This is a genomic window from Paraburkholderia phymatum STM815 (assembly GCF_000020045.1).
GTDB classification, from domain to species: Bacteria; Pseudomonadota; Gammaproteobacteria; order Burkholderiales; family Burkholderiaceae; genus Paraburkholderia; species Paraburkholderia phymatum.
The window spans coordinates 143980-163351 of record NC_010623.1 but is presented as its reverse complement, the minus strand read 5'-3'; the positions used below and the strand labels follow the sequence as shown (position 1 = coordinate 163351).

At 58.0% G+C, this 19372-nt stretch carries 13 protein-coding genes and 1 pseudogene; 11 read left to right on the top strand and 3 right to left on the bottom strand.

The window, feature by feature from the left end; translation table 11 throughout:
* The first annotated feature begins 32 nt into the window (after window positions 1-32).
* Window positions 33-359 (top strand): DUF4148 domain-containing protein, encoded by a 327-nt coding sequence (locus BPHY_RS16460; RefSeq protein WP_012402573.1) that lies wholly within the window; start codon window positions 33-35, stop codon window positions 357-359.
* Window positions 360-616: 257 nt separating this feature from the next.
* Here BPHY_RS16460 and BPHY_RS16455 read toward each other — a convergent pair whose 3' ends face one another.
* Window positions 617-1051 carry a CBS domain-containing protein gene (locus BPHY_RS16455; protein ID WP_012402572.1) on the bottom strand — a complete coding sequence of 145 codons (435 nt, stop codon included), beginning with the start codon at window positions 1049-1051 and terminating at the stop codon, window positions 617-619.
* Window positions 1052-1391: 340 nt separating this feature from the next.
* On the opposite strand from BPHY_RS16455, the gene ribA reads away from it, so the two are divergent.
* The 3 genes from ribA (at window position 1392) to BPHY_RS39545 (ending at window position 4234) form a co-directional block, all read left to right on the top strand.
* Entirely contained in the window at window positions 1392-2039 is a 648-nt protein-coding gene (ribA, locus tag BPHY_RS16450) for a GTP cyclohydrolase II (RefSeq protein WP_012402571.1), read from the top strand.
* A gap of 220 nt (window positions 2040-2259) precedes the next feature.
* Window positions 2260-3534 carry a tyrosine-type recombinase/integrase gene (locus tag BPHY_RS16445; RefSeq protein WP_012402570.1) on the top strand — a complete coding sequence of 425 codons (1275 nt, stop codon included), beginning with the start codon at window positions 2260-2262 and terminating at the stop codon, window positions 3532-3534.
* Between the two features lie 409 nt (window positions 3535-3943).
* Window positions 3944-4234 (top strand): helix-turn-helix transcriptional regulator, encoded by a 291-nt coding sequence (locus tag BPHY_RS39545; protein ID WP_012402569.1) that lies wholly within the window; start codon window positions 3944-3946, stop codon window positions 4232-4234.
* 996 nt (window positions 4235-5230) lie between these two features.
* On the opposite strand, the gene BPHY_RS16440 is transcribed toward BPHY_RS39545, so the two are convergent.
* Window positions 5231-6304, bottom strand: a complete 1074-nt coding sequence (locus tag BPHY_RS16440; RefSeq protein WP_244257639.1) for an alpha/beta fold hydrolase — start codon at window positions 6302-6304, stop codon at window positions 5231-5233.
* Window positions 6305-7437: 1133 nt separating this feature from the next.
* Between BPHY_RS16440 and BPHY_RS16435 the strand changes: the two genes are divergently transcribed.
* The 6 genes and pseudogenes from BPHY_RS16435 (at window position 7438) to BPHY_RS16410 (ending at window position 15100) form a co-directional block, all read left to right on the top strand.
* Window positions 7438-8904, top strand: a complete 1467-nt coding sequence (locus tag BPHY_RS16435; RefSeq protein WP_012402567.1) for an amidase family protein — start codon at window positions 7438-7440, stop codon at window positions 8902-8904.
* A 63-nt stretch (window positions 8905-8967) separates the two neighbouring features.
* Window positions 8968-9459, top strand: coding sequence for a DUF302 domain-containing protein (locus BPHY_RS16430; protein ID WP_012402566.1), 492 nt, complete (start codon window positions 8968-8970; stop codon window positions 9457-9459).
* A 27-nt stretch (window positions 9460-9486) separates the two neighbouring features.
* Complete coding sequence (locus BPHY_RS16425) at window positions 9487-10068, top strand: TetR/AcrR family transcriptional regulator (RefSeq protein ID WP_012402565.1); 582 nt, start codon at window positions 9487-9489, stop codon at window positions 10066-10068.
* Between the two features lie 857 nt (window positions 10069-10925).
* Window positions 10926-12230 (top strand): tyrosine-type recombinase/integrase, encoded by a 1305-nt coding sequence (locus BPHY_RS16420; RefSeq protein WP_012402564.1) that lies wholly within the window; start codon window positions 10926-10928, stop codon window positions 12228-12230.
* Window positions 12231-12630: 400 nt separating this feature from the next.
* Window positions 12631-13365, top strand: a pseudogene (locus BPHY_RS39535) (transposase); the annotation flags it as partial.
* A gap of 631 nt (window positions 13366-13996) precedes the next feature.
* Complete coding sequence (locus BPHY_RS16410) at window positions 13997-15100, top strand: IS5-like element ISBph3 family transposase (RefSeq protein ID WP_012402562.1); 1104 nt, start codon at window positions 13997-13999, stop codon at window positions 15098-15100.
* Here the strand turns inward: BPHY_RS16410 and BPHY_RS16405 are convergent.
* The gene (locus BPHY_RS16405; RefSeq protein WP_041764267.1) at window positions 14995-16029 is read right to left on the bottom strand and encodes a hypothetical protein; all 1035 of its coding nucleotides are present in this window, start codon (window positions 16027-16029) and stop codon (window positions 14995-14997) included. The genes BPHY_RS16410 and BPHY_RS16405 overlap by 106 nt on opposite strands.
* A 1987-nt stretch (window positions 16030-18016) precedes the next feature.
* Here BPHY_RS16405 and BPHY_RS16395 point away from each other — a divergent pair.
* The gene (locus BPHY_RS16395) at window positions 18017-19363 is read left to right on the top strand and encodes a CapA family protein (RefSeq protein WP_012402561.1); all 1347 of its coding nucleotides are present in this window, start codon (window positions 18017-18019) and stop codon (window positions 19361-19363) included.
* The last annotated feature ends 9 nt before the right edge of the window (window positions 19364-19372 follow it).

The following is a 19372-nucleotide window of genomic DNA, read 5'->3' as shown; positions in this document are numbered from 1 at the left end:
GCCTGACAAAACAACGTCTGGAGGTAGTTACCATGAAATCGCTGATCAAGGCTGTTGCTCTTGCTGCTGTGCTCGCCGTTCCCGCCGTGTCGTTCGCCCAGTCGAACCAGCCCGTGACCCGTGCTCAAGTCCGCGCAGAACTCGTCCAGCTGGAAAAGGCCGGCTACAACCCGGCGACGGCCGTCGACTCGACCTATCCCGCCGACATCCAGGCTGCGGAATCGCGTGTCTCGGCTCAGAACGGTGCAGTGGCGCAAGCTCCCGTCGCCGACACGGGGTACGGCTCGTCAACCAACGGTTCGTCGCAAGCGGGCGCGAAGAGCCTGAACCCGGCGCAAGACGTGTACTTCGGTCATTAATCGACGCTTCACGCAACCTGATAAACCGGGCCGCGGTGTGCACGGCCCGGGCATGTGCAGCTTCGGCGCAGGCATGAGGCGCATATGACGGACATTCTGACGGCGGCGCGGCGAGGACGGTAAACGCTCCCCGCGCCGCCGCGTACGAAAGCATGAACCTCCGCCGCCCGCAAGGTGGCTTAGCCCAACCTCGCGGATTGGGCTTTTTTTGTTGGCTTGCGGGAGGGCGATTCGGGTGCGCAGCCGCTATCGGGTCCTCATGCGCCGTGAATGTAGTGTTCGAGCTGCTGAATCGTGAATTGCTGTTCGGCGATGATGTTCTTCACGAGGTCGCCGATCGACACCATGCCGATCAGCCGATCGTTCTCCATGACGGGCAAGTGACGCATGCGGCGTTCCGTCATCAGCGCCATGCATTCGTCCGTGGTCTGCTCCGGGCGTACGAAGCGCACGGCGCTGCTCATGATGTCGCGCACGGGTGTCGTCTTCGACGAACGGTCCATCAGCACGATCTTGCGCGCGTAGTCGCGTTCGGTGACGATCCCCGCAATCGCCCCGTTTTCCTTGACGATCAGCGCGCCGATCTGTTTGTCGGCCATCAGCTTGATGGCGTTGTAGACGGAATCGGTGGCTTCGATCGTGTAAACCTCTTGAGTCGGCTTCGATTTGAGGACTTGTGCAACGCTAGTCATGGAGCGGCTCCGTTTGCGGTGCAGCACGCCCGGTCGCGGCGCGCTGGGGTAAGGGAGAGGCACGTCAAGCGCAGATCAGGCGCAAGTCAAGTATAGGCGGGGAGGAGAGCGACGGCGACGCTCGCTTCGCCTGGTTTCGTGTGGAGTGGCACGCATGTCATGCGCAGGGACGCATTGCATGCGCCGCGGCGGCGCGTTGCATGCGCGGGATGCACTGCATTGCCCATATGCACCAATGCGAAGCGGCTGCCAGGTACAATCAGGCGTTTAGCGGTAAACTCCGCTTCTGTACTTTATCCCCGGTAGTTCACGGGTTCATGTCCGCATTTCCGTTAACGCCATGCCCATGTCTCACGATCCGTCGCAAGCTGACGGCGCAATCACCGCCGAATGCGTTACGCTCGACGCGACCGCCATGCTTCCCACCCGCTACGGCACCTTCAAGTCCTACGTGTTTCGTGTGAACGACTCGGGAGCCGAGCATTTCGCGCTCGTCATGGGCGATGTCGAGAGTCAGCAGTCGGTGCTGACGCGCCTGCATTCGGAGTGTCTGACGGGTGACGTGCTCGGCTCATACCGTTGCGATTGCGGCGAGCAGCTCGATCTCGCGCTGCGCTACATCGCGGCGGAAGGGTGCGGCGTACTGCTGTATCTGCGAGGTCACGAAGGGCGCGGCATTGGCCTGTCGAACAAGATCCGCGCGTACGCGCTGCAGGAGCAGGGGCGCGATACCGTCGAGGCGAACCTCGATCTCGGCTTGCCCGACGATTCGCGCGAATACGATTCGGCGGCGGCCATTCTGCGCCTGCTGAAGGTGACGTCCGTGCGCCTGATGAGCAACAACCCCAAAAAGTTCGACTCGCTGTCGAAGCACGGCATTCCCGTCTGCGAACGTGTTGCGCTCGCCATTCCGATGCGCGAGGAGAACGAACGCTACATCCGCACCAAGCAGGTGAAGTTCGGGCATTATTTCGAAGAAAACGAATAGTGAGAATTCCCGATCTGTCTGTCGTCTTCCAGAGAGAGCTAAAATAATCCGCAAGTGATTGAAAATAAAATGGAAACTGTCGACGTTGACCGTCCGGTCGGCACAACGACGCTTGTCTCCATACGTCTGAACTCGTGATCTCGGCGTAGGTTTTTTCGGCGTTGTCAGCGGAACCTACGCCGGATATTCTTCCCGTAGAAAAACCTACGCCGAGGGAAGAATGCGCTTCGATGCACGTGCCGCAGCCAAGCTGCCGAGCGGCGCTCACATGACCTTTGAGGGATTTCCCGGGCTGCGCTTGCAAGCTTCTACGAGCCGGAAATCGTGGACGTATCGCTATAAGTCACCAGTCGATAGCCGCATGCGGCAAGTGAAGCTCGGTGAATGGCCAGCAATGTCGTTTGCTGGAGCTATCGCTGCGTGGGAGAAGAGCCGCGTCGAAAGGGATTCGGGCGCCGAGCTTTCGGCACTGCGACGAAAGCCGGAAACAGGGACTACTCGTCCATCTCCGGACACTTACAGCGTCAGACAGCTGTGCCGCGATTATCTGCAAGGTTATGTAGAAGTCAATCGAAAGACGAAAGGTGCAGTCGAGGTCGCACGCATATTCAAAGCAATGTTAGGTCCTATCGCGGATATGCGTGCGGCTTCCATAACGCGCGCCCAAGCTTTCGATCTGCTGGAATCATACCGGTCGACGCCGATGCTCGCAGCTCGCCTTCGTATGGAGCTTGGCGGCGCCTGGCACTACGCGCTAGATGCCGGTCGTCTTCCTGAAAACACCGCTAACTGGTGGAAGGAAGTTCTGAGAGGGCGACTGAAGAGCAAAGGGCGCAAGGTCGAGGGCCAATATACCGGAACACAGAAAAGGGTGCTTTCGGTTGATGAACTTGGCACATTGATTCGCTGGCTGCCGAATTTCAGCTTGACCGTCGCTGATGCATTGACGCTCTACCTCTGGACTGGCACGAGGGGGGGTGAGATTGTCGCTATGGAGAGCACCGAGATCGCCGACGAAAGCGATGGTCTTTGGTGGACGATTCCCAAACGAAAGACGAAGGGGCTTCATAACGAGAAAGCAACGGATCTGCGCGTGCCGCTCGTGGGCCGCGCCGAAGTAATTGTGCGGCGACGCCTCGATCAGGCCAAAGGGACGGTACTGTTTCCTTCGTCGCGTGGGGAAGCGATGGATCAGACCGTGGTCCAGCACGGCGTCTATTATCATCAGCCGTACTGCAAAATTGCACCGAACCATGATCGTCCGCGGTTGCCCGTGACTCATTGGTCCGCCCACGATCTTCGACGGACAACACGCACGCTGCTTGCGGCGCTTGGTTGTCCGAACGAAATCGCCGAGGCAGTGCTTGGTCATGTTCTGCCTGGAATAATCGGCGTCTATAACCGACATACCTACGACAGAGAACGGCGTCAGTGGCTCACGCAACTGTCACATCGCCTCGAAGATATTGCAGCTACATATCCGCCGAAAAAATAGCACTGATGCGACCCGTCTTCCGGTGTTTGGCAGGAAACCTAATGCTGTGTTAGAAGCCGCGCGTTATCGCGACGAGACGGCGCGTAGACCCGGGATTGAAGTTGATACGTGTGCAGGGCGCCCGGCCACGTTGTGTGGTACTCGCTGCTTGCGGCCTCAACGTCAGCCTTTGGTGTGGCCACACATCAGACCAACCCGAATAAGAACGATCAACGCCGTGGAGTCGTCGTAGAGGCATTTTTGACTCAGTGTTGCCTAGCGTGCGGTATTCAGCGGTAATTTCGGGAAGACATCGTATAGCGTCCGTATCGGCATATCGGGGATTCATTTCTCTGAACGCGTTTGCAACAATTTACGCCCCGCATTAAATTCCAATGTAAATCAGCGGTAAAGATGAAGCGTTGCATCGATGCTCTGTTCGATCGTGTTGACGCTATGGCTATGCAGTCAGGAAGCAACGGAAGCGAACGAAGGTAAAGTCGCAATGAAGATCTGTCTCTCTTTGAAAGAAGTAGCACAGGCGCTTTCTCTGTCCCAGTCAACCGTACAGCAACTGGTACGTGAGAAGCGGTTCCCCGAACCACGATTGCTATCGGGCCGGAGGGTAGGATGGCTTACACATGAAGTTCAAAACTGGGCCAATGCGCGCCCGGTCGCCAAGCTGCTCCCGCCAGAGAATTCGAGTACTAAGAAGCGGTAGATTGGTCGAGAGTCGATGCAAAAACAAGATTTGATAATGAGCGGCGCCTGAAAAGAGCGCGGCTGACAAAGATGGTTCTTTTGTCCTCGGTTAGTGTTGGGTCATCGCGTCGGCAGCAACCCGGCACGATACGTCGATGATCTGCAACTCGTGTTGCCGCGGTCGAAGAAACGTTCGCAGGTGAACCATCACACGGCACTACTCCGAGGAGGACTTGCCTGCATTTATCCGCGAGCTTGAACGACGTCCGCGACTTGCTGTACGCGTGTTGCATGTGTTGATCCGCACGGCGACCTGCACGAACGAGGTGCGTTTTGCGCGGCCGGAGGAGTTTGACCTCGCCGCCCGCACATGGTCAATGAAAGACCGGGGAAGGTACTACGGCGAAAAGAAAGAGAGCACTGCGATGATGGCGTCGGCTGCATAAACTGCGTTCGCTGCATAGTTGTTGTTCAGAACCAACTCAGGATCTTGGAAAGCTAGGCGAGCCGGGGCTCAATGGCTCATCGCCGAGTGAGATGGTTGATTTTTACCCGCTATTTACCCGCACGCTGCAATCGATGTTCGGGAAATGGCTTGGCCTGACGGTCCGCGCGAGGCGAGAGGTTGTTTACACGTCAGAACCATCACGCCGACGAATCGAACTTTGTGCTGCGTGAAAGATGGAGTGGTCATCTTGCGGTTTTCCTCAGGGGCTTTGTTGGCTACAGTCTGACGCGCGGCCCGCGGCCCTGTAGCGCACGCGTGCGGGACGAAGGGCAAGTGTCGGCAGCCATGGAACGGTCGTTGGTCGCCCCGACCGCACGGTCATTCAAACGTCGGCTCTAGCCATGCTGCGGACCTTCGCTGGCCAAAGATGTGAGTCGCGTGATTGCTGATTTCTGCGGTGCCCGTCAGACGCGTTCCGGCGGGCGCACGTGCCAGTTCGGGCCGTGCCCCATTGGAATCCGAACCGGATCGATCAAACAGTTGCGGCGCGCCCCATCGCTTAATCGCTTAATCCGACAGCCCCCGCAGGAAATCGAGAAGCAGTTCGTTAACCTGATCAACTCGCTCTTCCGCCGCACTATGGCCGACGCCAGGCAGGAGCACCTTCTTCCGCAATCCGGGCAGATACGCTTCAAGTTGATCATAGAGAGCACGGATAGGAGCGGGTTCGAGGGACGCGTCCGCGGCGCCACTAATGAACATGCTCGGCTGGCGCACCACGGCGCCGTCGAGAAAAGCGGTGATCTCCCAATTGCGATCGCGACAGCGGTAATAATTAATGGCGCCGGTGAAACCGGTGCGCGAGTATTCATCGACGTAGTAGTCGAGTGCCCGCGAGCTCAACCACGACGGAAAATCCTTCGGGTCCGTGAACGCATCGAGAAGGGGCTGCCCTGGCTCAAAGAATATGCGCCAGCGCTCGGCACCTACCGCACTACCTGACACGGAGTAGAAGATGCTGCGCAACGTCTTGCGCGTATCGTTCGACATCTCTCGATCCGGCGTGCCGAGTTCCTGGAAGTACAGGTGGTGATAGCCCTTACCCCGCGCCATCTCGTTCAACGCGATGGTGGGCTTGACACTGCCTCGCGGTGGAACGGGCGTATTGAGCATGACTAGGCCTCGAAACAGATCCGGTCTCAGCATGGCAGCAGCCTGCGCTACCCACGCGCCGAGGTCGTGTCCGATGATCACAGCACTGGACTCACCCAGCACTTTCATCAATCCAACCATGTCGCCGACCGACTGACTGATGTCGTATGCCTCGATGGCGTCCGGCCTTTCGCTCTGGCCGAACCCACGCTGATCAGGGACAACCACCCGGTAGCCAGCTGCGGCGAGGGCGGGAATCTGGCGGCGCCACATGTACCAGAGATAAGGAAAGCCGTGGAGCAGGATGACCAGCGGACCTTGCCCTTCGTCGACGTAGTGCATACGGATGCCGTTGAACTGGGCGAAACGATGATCGAACGCCTGTGGATCATCTGCGTCTCGGCCTATCTCCTCGCATGGGTTGTGATGCGTGTCATCCGCTCGTCGAGTAGGCCCGTCGACATCGCGCAGCTTGCGCCGACCGCTCACGGTTGAAATCGGTCTTGCTGAAAGCGCCTCTCACAGCTCGCGGAGCTTCAGGAGGCGGCAAACGAGTCGTTGACTTGCAGCTAGCCGCATTAACCTCATCCCGTAGGACAGGCTGAAATAGAAAGGTTGCGCGCGACATGTGTCATGTGCGACATGGCACGCGACGCAGCGGCCAAGCGCGCCGGCGTTCTGATGAAGGTTGGCCTGGATACCCTGGTCGATCCTCGCCGCCTTGGCCGCAAGTTGAGTGAGGCCGCTGTCGCGTGATATGGTCGATCTCGACGAGTTCTGCGGAGCGCGGTGGGTTCATTACCAGAACGATGGACGCACAGCTCTTCGTGCCGGAGCCGTTCGACCTCAATCTTGCACTCCACAAATAAGCGCCCGATATATGACTATGACTTTCTGTCGCTGACGGTGAGCTCGAAACAAGGGCACTCGACGACCAGGGACCGCCTTTGGAGAAACCGTAGCGATCTGTCGAGCGATGGCCCCAGGATCGCTGCCAGTGGCGTTCTCGCGGGCGACCGTTCGACCCTTGGAAGCAGCCATTGAAATGGCTCGGTTCGAACGGCAGAAGTGGGTCGTGAGTACGCACTGCCGACTGGCCGCTTCCGGGAAGCGGAATTCCACTGGCCGCTTTCCGGCGATAAATTGTAAGAGCGGGCTGACAAAACCCGACCCGAAGCAGACGAACGTCGAGTCGCTAAGTCGGCGACGGTTTCCGAGGACACAGCAGCCATTCGTCGCCCAACGGTGCCTTCGGTCCAGCCACGCCCCGTCGCGCTGCCCCGGAACAAACCGCGAAATTGGACGGCGACCCACTGTCATCGTTCGGATCGGCTCGCGAACAGTCCCCATTTTCTTACCCGTTCGAGTCCCACGGATCTCGGCATCTCTCGTTCAACTGCGGGTAAGACCAAATAGTAGTCATCGAGCACTGCACAGTTCCCTCGCAGCGAGTGGGACCCAGCACAGTCCAGATCCTCCCGCGCTTCGCAACGAAGTCGTATGCGCTGCGAACCCTCTTGCATTACGATCGTAATTCGATATTATGATCGTAATGCAATGCGGCTGCGACCCTCTTCGAGGTCGTGAAATGCCGGGTCACACACCTTTCTTGTGAGGAATTTATGAACGACACAATCGCCAGCTCTAGCCAAACGTCTGCGCCAGAAATGCAGAGGTTCGCTTCACTCGGGCTCGCCGCGGCCGCCGACGCGATCCGCGGCGGTGAGATGACATCAGAGGCGTACGCCACGGCTTTGCTGCGGCAGGCTCGGTCGCACGCTGACCTTAACGCTTTCATCACCATCGACGGAGACGCCGTGCTTGAGGCTGCGAAGAACGCAGACAAGGCGCGGTCGGCCGGGGCGGAGGCTCCCCTACTGGGTGTGCCGATCGGGGTGAAGGACAGCTACCTGACGACGGGGCTGCCCACGAGCATCGGCCTCGATCGTCTGGCGCACTTCATTCCGACGGAAGACGCCGATGCGGTCCGGGCGATCAAGGAGGCAGGCGCCCTCGTCTTCGGCAAGAACAATCTGGTAGAGATGTCCTATGGGCTGACCGGGCACAATGAACGCTATGGCCAGGTGAAGAACCCGCGCGCCCACGATCGCGTCACGGGCGGGTCATCAAGCGGTTCTGCCGCATCGGTGGCCGCCGGGATAGTGCCCGCCTCCTTGGGTGGCGATACGGTCGGATCGATCCGTGTGCCCGCGTCGCTCTGTGGTGTCGTAGGCTTCAAGCCGACCACAGGACGCTGGCCGCGTAACGGCGTCGCACCGATCTCCCACACTCTCGACACGACGGGTGTATTCGCGCGTAGTGTTGAGGATTGCATACTGCTGGACCAGGTCGTCACCGGGGAACAGGCTGCGGAGCCCGTCGAGCGGGATTCCAACCTCACGGGAGCCCGACTGGCCTTCGCGCCGCGGCAGTTTCTGGGTTTGGTTGACTCGGAAGTCGAGAATCGTTTCCGCGAGGTAGTTCGGCGGTTGCAGGACGCCGGCGCCGAGGTCTTTGAGATCGACCTCGGGGAAGATTTCAATGCACTCATCCAGACAACTACGTGGGGCATTTTCGCCCATGAGACCCAGGGCGCGATCTCGGAATTCCTCCGTCTACACAATATTCCGACCACATTCGAGGCGATTTACGAAGGCCTCAAGCCTCAGCTTCGCCAAGCGTGGGAGCACATCGTACTGCCAGGCGGTGCAGGTGCTACCTCAGTGGAGGCCTATCAGACTGCGCTCAACGTAAGCCGTCCGGAAATCCAGCGCCGCCTGAACCGGGCATTCGTCACGCGAGGGGCGCTTGCCATTCTGCAGCCGACGACGCCCTGCACGGCGCCTTCGATCGAGGAGCAGGGAGAGTTCCACATCGCGGGCCAGGAAGTCAGCAACCTCGCTTTGGCGAACCACACTTTGTCAGCGAGCAGCGTGGGGCTGCCGGGTATCAGTCTCCCTGCGGGCATGTCTCGCGCGGGCCTTCCGATCGGTCTTGAGCTGGACGCCCCGCTGGCGAGCGACCGGGCGCTCCTGAAGCTTGCCCGCCAGATCGAGGCAGTCTTAGGCACCCAGCCGCCGACGCTCTGACGTTCTAGCCCTTTCCGTGGGAAACGGGCCAACCCGAACAGCAACTGAAACGAGGATCAACAGATGGCCAATGCACTGTACTCCACGCGCACCATTTTGATTGAGCACGTCACAATCAAATCGATAAAGCCATTCGAGGAAGTTCGAGCCAAGCTCGTGGCCTTGGCGCCTCGCATCGATGACGGCATCTTCACGCTTCTGCGATACGGCGAAAGCACGCGCGCGCTTCGAGAGTTGGAGGCATGTCCGCCACTCACTATTTTCGGCCAGCGTGACCACGGGGCGCTGCTGGCTATTGCTGGGCTGACGCGCCGATCCATCCAGTACGATATCGGCAATCCGCTCACCGCATCGAAGATGACCCGCCATCAACTGTCGGCGGTACTCTATGCACCCATCCGTGTGCTGCTGCGCGAGGATGGCGATGGCGGTGTCGGGTTTGAATATGATCGACCAGCCTCCGTTTTCGGCCAGTTCGGCAGCGAGGAGGTCAATACCGTGGCTCAGCAGCTTGATCGCGACCTCCAAACCTTGTTGGAGGCGGCTGCAAACTGACGGCTGCGGGACACTAGTGGAGAGAAAATGCGTTTCGAAAAAGGTCACAAAGCCGTGACTCGGCAACATATCCTTGAGGTCGCCTCGAAATGCTTCCGTCGGGAAGGGGTCTCGGCTGCGGGCATCAGTGGGATCATGGGAGAGGCCGGCCTAACCAACGGCGCGTTTTATCTCCACTTTGAGTCCAAGGAGGCGCTTGTCCGAGAGGCGGTTGGGAGCGCGCTAGCGGAGCGGCAACAGAACCTCGAAGAGAAAGTTCAGGCAGGCGTTGACCTCGAGGGAGTAATTCGAAGCTATCTCAATCAGGCGCATTGCGAAGACCCAGCATGCGGATGTCCATCAGCGGCCTTGCTTCCGGAAATCGCTCGGCAGTCTGTGCCAACACGGCAAACCTATGAGGATGGGCTGCAAAGCTTCGTTTCGACGTTAGCCGCATTGCTCCCAGAAGCCGATTCCGCTGCAGCCGGTCGTCGGGCTACAGCCATCTTCGCTCTCATGGTGGGAACTCTCCAATTCGCGCGCGCCGTGCCAGACGTTGCACGCGCGGAGCAAATCCTGGAAGGCGGCGTCGAGGCAGCGCTCCTCCTTGCCCGAGCGTCGCCCGTCTGAAGATCTCGTGGCGCGCACCCCAGCCTCCTGAGGCTGAGCCAGCTCAGTGCCGAGATCCAAGGTGACCTGCGGATGGACCGCCGACTGCCACCGGCGTGAAGCAGCCGTTCGAGCATCCGCCGTGTGACCCCATTGAACGGCAGAAACTGGCCGATCATGTGAGGTCGCCAACGGCCGCTTTATGGCACTCCAGTTCGCGAAACCTTGATTCGACTGACTGACCGCTTTGGAGACGGCCGTCTGACCGGAGTGGGTCGGCTGCGGAAATTCGTCGGTCAGAAACATGCGGTGTGCAGGGCTGCCCCATGGATTTCCGAGTTCGGGGCGAACAGGGACGGCCGATCAGGTGCATGTCGCGGAACTTCTATGATTTGCGAGAATGACGTCGCAGACGCGTTTCTCACTTACGGACGCGGTGGATTGTCGACGTGCAAGCTCGACGACGGACGCGAGAATTGTGAAGCTAACGTCTGGTATCGACGGCAAAGTTCTGCACGAACCTCAACTGCGCGCTCCGGGGAGATTATCGAGTTTCTGGCGAATCGTGAATGCGGCGCGCCATCTCGTTAACGCTGTTGATACTCCGAGCGCAGGCGTCTAATGGACGTCACTGGAATATGTTGGAGTGGGAGTAATTTAGGATCCTCTGCAGTGGTCTGCAGAGGTCCGGCGATTCCCTGGTTTCCCACACAAAAACAAGTGTTTATCGACTATTTTGGTCCGCTGCCGTCCGTCGGCAGCGCTGCGTCGCCGACGGCATGAGCGACGGTATAGCATCTTTCTCTGCAGACGATCCATTTTGATACCGTCACGGCGCGTGACGGTATCAAACACGGTATCAGTTCGCGGAGTATTGCATGCTTACGGACCTCGAATTGCGGGCGCTCAAGCCGACCGGCAGGATATACAAGGTCACTGACCAGCGCGGCCTGTACGTGGCGGTCACCTCGTCCGGAGCGGTGAGTTTCCGCTTCGACTATCGTCTGAATGGTCGCCGGGAGACCCTGGTCATTGGCCGCTACGATCCCGGGCTGCCTGCGCGCGGCGCTCGCGCTGCTGACGAACTTACGTTTGGCATGTCGATGCGTCTTGCAGAAGCAAGGCTGCTCCTCGAGCGTGCTCGGCGGCAAGTGGAGCAGGGCGTCAGCCCGTCCAAAAGCAAGGTTGAAAAGCGTGTAGAAGCGGCCGACGCGATGACGTTCGGGAAATGGGTCGAAAAATACTTCGCGGAAGCCACGCTCGCGGAATCGACCCGTGCGATGAGGAAGTCCGTCTACGACCGGAATCTGGCGGCGGAGTTCGGGCGGCTGACGCTCGAAGAGATCACACCTTCAAGACTCCTAATGAGGTGTGAGAAGATCAAGGAGCGGGGTGCGGCTGCACCTGCCGTTCAGGCACGCGACATCGTCCTCCAGGTCTATCGTTTCGTCCAGGCAAGAGGGCTGAGGGTAGCCAATCCTGCAGAAGACATACGGCCCTCCGCTATTGCCACCTTCAAGCCGCGAGACCGGGCACTGACACCCGGGGAAATTCATATGTTTTTCAAAGCTCTGGAGCGCACGCCTACGCTCCCTACGTTGCGTCTGGCGGTCAAGTTCATGCTCCTGACAATGGTGCGCAAGTCGGAATTCATTCTGGCAACGTGGGATGAAGTGGACTTCAATGCGGCGATCTGGACAATTCCGAAAGACCGTATGAAAGGTGGGCGTCCGCACAACGTCTATCTAAGTCAGCAGGCCTTGGACATTCTGGTTACCTTCAAGACGTGTTTTGGCGCGAGCTCGTACCTGCACCCTGGGAGATACGAATCAGAACTGCCTATCAGCGCGGCCACACTGAATCGCGTCATTGACAGCGCGGTCAGACTGATTCGTGAGAGCGGGGCACCGGATTTCGAATCCTTCTCGGTTCATGACTTGCGGAGAACGGCGAGCACGCAGCTGCATGAAGCCGGGTTCAACAGCGACTGGATAGAAAAATGTCTGGCACACGAACAACGTGGAGTGCGCGCTGTGTACAACAAGGCCGAATATGCCGAGCAGCGAAGGGGGATGCTACAGACATGGGCTGAGATGCTTGACGGGTGGATCATGAAGGACCATGAAATAGACAACGGCCCAAGGGTACGACCGACTCAAAGTCCTTTGACGTCGATTGCATAGTTGTTTTTCAGAACCAACTCATGACCTCGGAAAGCTAGGCGGGCCGGGGCTCAAAGGCTCATCGCAGAGCGAGATGGTTGTTTTTCTACCGCTATTTACCCGCACGCTGCAATCGATGGTCGAAATGGCTTGGCCTGACGGTGCGCGCTAGGCTAGAGGTTGTCTACACGTCAGAACCATCACGCCGACGAATCGAACGTTGTGCTGCGTGAAAGGTGGAGTGATCATCTTGCGGTTTTCCTCAGGGGCTTGGTTGGCTGCAGTCAGACGCGCCGCGCGCGGCCCTGTAGCGTACGCGTGCGGGACGAAGGGCAAGTGTCGGCCGATTCTGTTGAAAAACTCCCTCGCCAAATCGAATTTTCGCTATCCTGAAAGACATTGATCGACGGGGTTGAACGTCATGATGGGTCAACAAGGTGGTGGTCAGCACAAACTCTTCTACTCCTTCAACCTTGATGATCATGTTCCGCGCACGCACCTGTTGCGCGGTATTGATCGCTACTTCGACCTCGATGGACTTCGCGAGCACCTCGCACCGCACTACAGCCACACCGGTCGGCCTTCTATCGATCCTGAGCTCATGATCCACATGCCGATTGTGGGTTACTGCTTCGGCATTCGCTCCGAACGACGTCTGTGCGAAGAGGTACATCTCAATCTTGCCTACCGCTGGCTCTGTCGCCTTGGCCTGGAAGACGCGGTCCCCGATCACTCGACGTTCTCCAAAAATCGACGCGGACGATTCCGCGACAGCGAAGCATTGCGGCACGTTTTTGAATCTGTCCTGCGTCGCTGCATGAGCGAAGGACTTGTTGAAGGCGAAGGTTTCGCCGTCGATGCGAGTGTGGTTAAGGCGGATGCAAATCGTGCTCGCGGAGTACCTGGAACGGAAGTCATCGACTGGCGTCAGGGTGACGGTCCAAGCCGAGCGGTACAAGAGTATCTAAGTGCGCTGGAGGAAGCGAACCCTGCGCCATCCGATGACGTGGAGTCCACCACACCGCCAAAACGAATCTCGCTAACCGATCCGGCCGCACGCTACACCGCCGCGCCAGGTGGACCAGCGTTCTTCGCATACTCAACAAACTATTTGATTGACCTACACGCGGGGATCATCGTCGATGTTGAGGCCACACCACAGACTTGAGGTACATCGAGGGCGTAACCCTTCAAGCGAATTCCGTCACCAACGCCGAGTCCAAGACGACGCGCCACTCAAACCACATCAATTCCGGCCTGCAGAGGGAGTTTTTCAACAGAATCGGCCCATTGTCGACGGTCGCGCTGTCAGGGACCCAAAGGCAGGTACCCGAGCGGACCCGACATCCCGGCCGGGCTCTTTGGGACAAGCAGTTCGGCCTTTGCCGATATTCGAACTCACCGGCTCCTGCATCAGCAGTCCGGCGGATAACCGACGACGGCGGCATCTAGCACGGGGACGCCGTCTTTTGCATTGGCAAACGCACAGTGTCGACCAAATGCAACCAAGGACGCATGCATAGCCGGCACGGCTAGCCGGCCACGGCCGTCGTAGTCGCCGGCTATGCGCCAGCGGAGGGCGTAAGGGCGGACGGCTTCTCGAGTAGTGCACTGACAACGCGCCGTGTAATGGGAATCAAGGTTCCCCAAATGAGGTTTTCGTCGATCGCATTCCCTTTGTGAAACAATTTATTCCTAGCAGGCTGCGGAAATACCTGACACAGAGGTCATCGAGACGGATAGCAAAAGCGTTGATTTAGGAAGCTCACCCGTCCCCACAGGAGATCATGCGCGGCGTCGACACGTTCACCGAGAATCTGTTTTCCGTGCGCAAGTTGGACGATTTCGTTCCGACCTCGCATCCGCTGCGCTCGATTCGCGTTATGGCGAACGAAGCGCTGGCGAAGATGGATCGGATCTTTGCCGGGATGTATGAGGCCGACATCAAGGGAGGCCGGCCGAGCATCGCGCCAGAGAAGCTGTTGCGTGCGATGCTGCTGCAGGTGCTATACAGCATCCGATCCGAGCGTCAGCTCATGGAGCAAACGCAATACAACCTGCTGTTTCGGTGGTTTATCGGTCTGTCAATGGATGATTCGGTCTGGGTGCCGACGGTGTTCACGAAGAACCGCGAGCGATTGATCAGGCACGATGCGGTGGTCGAATTTTTCAACGAAGTGCTGTCCATCGCGCAGAAGAAGAACTGGCTGTCGGGCGAGCACTTTAGCGTCGACGGCACACTGATCCACGCATGGGCAGGACACAAGAGTTTTGTGCGCAAGGACGGTGAAGAGGACAGGGATAACGACGGTGGCAGCGGCGAGGGAGGCTTCAAGGGTAGCAAGCGAAGCAACGAAACGCACGAGTCGAAGACCGATCCCGATGCACGGCTTTACCGCAAGGGCAAGACGGCCAGCGAATTGCGTTATATGGGCCACACGCTGACCGACAACCGCCACGGGCTGGTGGTCAACGCCCGCGTGAGTCGCGCTGACGGACACGCGGAACGTGAAGCGGCGAAGGTCATGATCAATGATGCGCGGCAGGCAGCGAACGATGCAGCGGCACAAATCACACTGGGTGCGGACAAGGGTTACGACGCACAGGAATTCATCGAAGCTTGCCAGCAGATGAAGGTCACGCCGCACGTGGCACAGAACACCTCCGGCCGCCGTTCGGCGGTGCCCGATGCGATTGCGCGCAGCGTCGGCTACGCGATATCGCAGCAAAAGCGAAAGCTGATCGAACAAGGTTTTGGATGGGCGAAGACTGTGGGGCGCATGCGTCAAGTGATGGTACGCGGGTTGAAGAAAGTCGACCAAATGTTTGTGTTGAACATGGCCGCGTACAACCTCGTGCGCATGCGTTCGCTAGGACAGGCACGCCCGTAATGGCGCAAACCGCGAAAATGCGGCGAAAATTGGACCTCAATCGTCGAAAAATGACTCGAATTCCCGGTGAGACTTCGCGATTCAGAAAAATTCAAGCGATAGCCGCGTGGACGGAGGGACGTCGCTTCTGGAGAGGTGTATTTCCGCAGCCTGCTAGTCTGTATCAGCTCTTTCATGACGGTCGGTGTCACTGGAACTGCTGGTTGTCCTTCCAGATGCTGGAAGTCCGTGATTCCGAGACGGTGCAGGATACCGCTAAGCTTCACGTGGCGAGGATCGTCGGTCTGTGACAATACGCGAAGAACGATCCCGGCCTTTCTTTGATCGCCCAGCTTGCTCGCCGCGTCTCGAATTAGCTGCTTATCGTTCTCCGTGAACAGAGTCCCGTCAGCGTACATCGTCCGTCCCAACGGTGAAGCCTCCAGCGCTTCCAAGATGAGGAAGAGGTTGAAATATTTCGCTTTCACGTTGTTCGACTGCATGCCGAGGAAAAAGAAATGAGCCAGTTCGTGAAGTTCGGGGACGTTCGAGGGAAGCCGATCAATTCCGAATCTTCGCGTGACTTTTAGACTGAGATGATCCCTAAGGCCGTCGCCGTTGTCGCGATAGAACTCCCCGTACGCTACATCGATGAAGGGCGACCCGTAGAAATGATTCTGATCAAAGGACAATAGATACGTTGTAAAGGTCGCGAAGCTTTCCACGAAAGACACAGCTTCGTCGATGTCGATCTCGTCTCTCATCTCCACGGACACTTGGTAGCGCCCATCGATAGTGTCGATCGAGGCTCTTATGATGTCGTAGCCGAAGCATTCGGCGTGCTCGAAAAAGGCGCCGTTCGTGATCTCCGTGATATCGGAGCCCGAATAATCAGGCTCCGCAGCGGAATGCGAGGAAGCAACGGAAAAATAGAATCTAAATCGATTCATGTGGGAAGCAAATATTGGCGGGGTCGTCGAAAGTAGCGGTGCGCATGCGACTCACGATCGCGCCTCGCTGCGATCGGAAGCAAAGGTTATTATCGCCCGATTTTGGCAGATCTCGGATGCACATTACCATTCGAGTGACTCGTCTAGGTCGCGCACGAGCGGCGGAACGTGGCCGGCAGTACGCGTCCATACGGATCGTCGAAAGCGTCCGCTTAGGATTCGACGTCGAATCCGCGGAACGTCGATCACATCGGTGCGGTCGGCGACAACGAGGGTTAGCAATCTTTGTCTGGACAATAAGCGCAGACGGGATGAAACGCCGTTGACTCTGTCGGTCGAGGAGCGCATAACGTCGGCGGATGGGGAGGGTCATTTGAAATTCCTAGGAATTTCAATTCATGACTGCGCGTATCAGAACGGTGGATGACATCCCAACGCCAAGGTAAGCGTTCGACGGCGGGTGAACATGGCTTGAACATATGGTTTCGCGGCGGAGGGACGGTCTTTTTCAATTCAGCCCGGCATTTGCGGGCGAAAAGCCGGAACACCGCGGAACTCACGCGCCCGACCTTGAGAATGAGGCTGCCGTCGCGGACCTTCAGCTTCGAAGAACACCGGGCCATTGCTGCGCGAGCGTTGTTGCCCGTAAACTCGCTGCGCTACGAGTGTCGACGCCATCGGCGACGAGAGCACGGTGCTCGGGCTGACAGTGTTCCAATGAGACACGGGCAGAGGACGTGTGGGCGACTGCCCAAGAGCCAATTCGGTGCTCTCCGGCATCACTTAGGGAATTAGGATCGTCACCATTGGACGCTCCGATGTGCTGCTCCCGCTTCACGAACCGCGAGGGTGTGGCGAGTACATTGCTTGAAATCGAACTTTCCGGTGTACTCAAAAAGGTACTCATCTGCACCCGGCTCGCGATGTACGAAGCCGGACGAGGCCGTGTGAAAACGCGCGCGGCCCGAAGCCTTCTTAAAAAGTCCATCCTTCAGGTCGCCGCGTAACGGCCTGGTAGCGACTCGGGAAGGGTAAAGTGACACCCGAAAACCGAGACTTTTGTGTTTTCACACGGCCTCGGACGTAAATGGACGCAATCATCTTGGAAGCTAAAGGTGCTTAGGCGGCGTCTCTGACTTCCATGGACTTCACTAATCAGCGATGCGATGCCCAGGAGAGGACTAGAAATTGTAGAATATGCCGCTGTTAACAAAGGGAAAATAACCAAACGCATGCTCCGGTGTGCTCGTTAGCGTACTCAGTAGTCCCGCGCTCAACGATTTTCTGCAAAATTGTCGCGAGAGCGCGACAGATTGCCCATCTTTGGCAGCGTTCCGCCCCTGTCCTCAACAAGTAGAAAATCATGCAGGCCGTCCTTGGCTCATTTGCAAAGGTCTAGGCATACCCTTTCCCCCGGGCCCGCGTACGTACGTTGGGACTTTTGTCCCAGATTCTCAACCCAATGTCAGCCACCGGTTTGCTCTCCAGCGGTGACTGTCGTTGCCGACGCGCCGTCGAAGCTGAAACACTTCCGGTCGTCTTTCACGAGATGATCCGTCTCGCCTGTACTAGTTTGGTCGACAACTACAGAAGAAAGAGATCGCGGCTATCTATCCCTCAAATTCGCGAGCTCGTCGGGGGCCGTTCGTGCGATCGCTTCGACCCAAGACTACCTTAAGTAAATACCCTTACATACGCCATCAAAATATACAGGCAGACTGATTAGTGTGATGGCCGAGGAGGGCCGAATACCATGATCGCGATCAAACTACGCCCGATTCGTCTGACTGTCGGAGTCGTCATCCTTTTCGCTGGCTTGACCGTGCTCGCTATGCATGGAACCACGTTCGGCTGAACCTTACAACCTCGAAAGGCGGCATGTCCTGTAAGGCGGACGCTCATGCCATACGCGTAGCAACCGAGACAACTCGAAGGTTAGGGTCGGCAGAAGCTGAAATTCAATTGCTGTACATATGGAGGATTTGTCGTGTCAAGAGTTAGTGTCCTTGCGACGGGCGATGCCATGCTCACTCAACGGATCTCGCCCAATCCCGATGCGGATTTCCTAGCGCTTGTCGAGATGCTACGGAAGACGGACGTGACCATCACCAACGTTGAGATGGTCTTCCCGGGCCGAGGCAGAATGGCCTCGACCACAATGCATGGCATTCCGTGCGGTGTAGAGCCTGAACTTCTCTCAGAATTTGAGTGGCTCGGTATCGATATCTACGGAATGGGGCACAATCACGCGACCGACTACGGCGTATCTGGGCTGGTTGCCTCGATTGAAGCATTGGAGGCACGTGGTTTGACCTATGCAGGGGTCGGGAGAACCCTGCAGGAGGCGCGTGCTCCGCGCTATTTCGATGCACCGGGTTGCCGTGTCGCATATATTGCGGCCGGATCGAGCAACGCTCGTCTGTGTCTCGCGGCGGACCCGAGCGTCGGCGATGTGGGGCGTCCCGGTACTGCACCGCTTCGTGTGCAAAAAACCCATTACATCAGGAAGGAGCGGTTCGACGAACTGCGAGAGATCCTGGCGGAGGCAGGCGTCAATGTCTCTGCGACGGGAACGACTGCCCCTGGTATTCACTTCCCCTATCCCGACAAGAACATCTACGATGGACCTCCGCCAGGAGGGTTTGCGGTCGAGGGCGTAAATTTTGCTCCGGGCGACGATTCGCGCGTGCAGACTGACGTGCTGGAGCGCGACGTCGATGCAATCGTTGCCTCCGTAAAAGAAGCGTCGCGTCAGGCAGACCTCGTTTTTGTCGGGTTGCATTGTCATGAAGGCATCCAAGGCCGCTGGAACACTGAGGTACCTGCAGAGTTTCTGCAGCCGCTCGCGCATCAATTGATCGACGCCGGTGCACACGGAGTCTTCGCGCATGGACCACACATGCTGCGGGGCGTGGAGTTCTATGCCGGCCGCCCAATCTGCTATTCACTTGGCAACTTCATCTTCAACGTGGAGACGTTCTCGTCTTTCCCGCTTGAGGTCTACGAACAGCAGGGCATGCCGCTATCCTCCACGCCTGCAGATCTGTTTGACGTCGTGACTGGTTATAAGAACCAACCGCTGTTTTGGGAGTCGGTGGTGGCTCGCTTTACCTTTGAGAATGGCTTGCTAGCCGATAGCGAACTACATCCAATCACACTCGGACGCGATGCGCCGAGAAGTCGTCGAGGATGCCCTGAACTTGCGTCTGCAGAAGAGGGTGCCCGGATTCTTGGCCGCCTGAATGAGTTGTCGAAACCATTTGGTGCCGCGCTCGATATTGTTCGCGATGGTGAGCGATGTGTCGGCAAGATCAAGTTCAGAGTTAGTGACTGATTTGATTTT

Excerpts from the sequence above, each read along its gene's own strand:
- BPHY_RS16410 (WP_012402562.1), top strand. The coding sequence starts at position 13,997 with ATGCGCGGCGTCGACACGTTCACCGAGAATCTGTTTTCCGTGCGCAAG.
- ribA (WP_012402571.1), top strand. The coding sequence starts at position 1,392 with ATGCCCATGTCTCACGATCCGTCGCAAGCTGACGGCGCAATCACCGCC.
- BPHY_RS16430 (WP_012402566.1), top strand. The coding sequence starts at position 8,968 with ATGGCCAATGCACTGTACTCCACGCGCACCATTTTGATTGAGCACGTC.
- BPHY_RS16455 (WP_012402572.1), bottom strand. The coding sequence starts at position 1,051 with ATGACTAGCGTTGCACAAGTCCTCAAATCGAAGCCGACTCAAGAGGTT.
- BPHY_RS16425 (WP_012402565.1), top strand. The coding sequence starts at position 9,487 with ATGCGTTTCGAAAAAGGTCACAAAGCCGTGACTCGGCAACATATCCTT.
- BPHY_RS16420 (WP_012402564.1), top strand. The coding sequence starts at position 10,926 with ATGCTTACGGACCTCGAATTGCGGGCGCTCAAGCCGACCGGCAGGATA.
- BPHY_RS16460 (WP_012402573.1), top strand. The coding sequence starts at position 33 with ATGAAATCGCTGATCAAGGCTGTTGCTCTTGCTGCTGTGCTCGCCGTT.
- BPHY_RS39545 (WP_012402569.1), top strand. The coding sequence starts at position 3,944 with ATGCTCTGTTCGATCGTGTTGACGCTATGGCTATGCAGTCAGGAAGCA.
- BPHY_RS16445 (WP_012402570.1), top strand. The coding sequence starts at position 2,260 with ATGCGCTTCGATGCACGTGCCGCAGCCAAGCTGCCGAGCGGCGCTCAC.
- BPHY_RS16435 (WP_012402567.1), top strand. The coding sequence starts at position 7,438 with ATGAACGACACAATCGCCAGCTCTAGCCAAACGTCTGCGCCAGAAATG.
- BPHY_RS16405 (WP_041764267.1), bottom strand. The coding sequence starts at position 16,029 with ATGAATCGATTTAGATTCTATTTTTCCGTTGCTTCCTCGCATTCCGCT.